This window comes from Bradyrhizobium forestalis, from assembly GCF_002795245.1.
GTDB classification, from domain to species: domain Bacteria; phylum Pseudomonadota; class Alphaproteobacteria; order Rhizobiales; family Xanthobacteraceae; genus Bradyrhizobium; species Bradyrhizobium forestalis.
On sequence record NZ_PGVG01000148.1, the window covers coordinates 1 to 426 of the forward strand.

Below are 426 nucleotides of genomic sequence, written 5' to 3' on the forward strand. Positions count from 1 at the left end.
GTGTTGTCGTTGGCCTGGTGCATTGATCGTCTCTCGGTACGTGTCGTATTCGGCCGTTCTCGGCTCTTGGTTTCGTCGGCATCTCCGTGCCGATCGAAAAATCAAAAGTGAGGCTGCCCGGTCCGAATCTGCGAATAGTCGGTAATCGGGTGGTTCGCGAAGCGTAGGCTCCTATCGTGCTCCAAACACGTAGGAGCACGACATGCACAAGTTTCATTCTATCGCCGCTCTTTGTGGCGATGGCCTCCGGCCAGAACTGCGAGCGCTCTTCGAGCGGCGGGCGATCGACCCTTACTCTGGGCTGCGTATTCGTTCCGATGGCATGCTCCAGTCTGGTCCTGACCCAACGCCAGTTGAGGACGGATTGGACAAAACCAAATCGAGTGACGCTCAGATGCCGTTCTCCGCGCAGAATGACTCATATGC

General features: G+C 56.6%; 1 protein-coding gene. It reads left to right on the top strand.

Going from position 1 to position 426, the window contains the following annotated elements:
* Positions 1–202: 202 nt before the first annotated feature.
* Positions 203–426, top strand: a 224-nt coding sequence (locus tag CVM73_RS40790) for a hypothetical protein (protein WP_208639294.1), incomplete at its 3' end; no start/stop codon positions are given.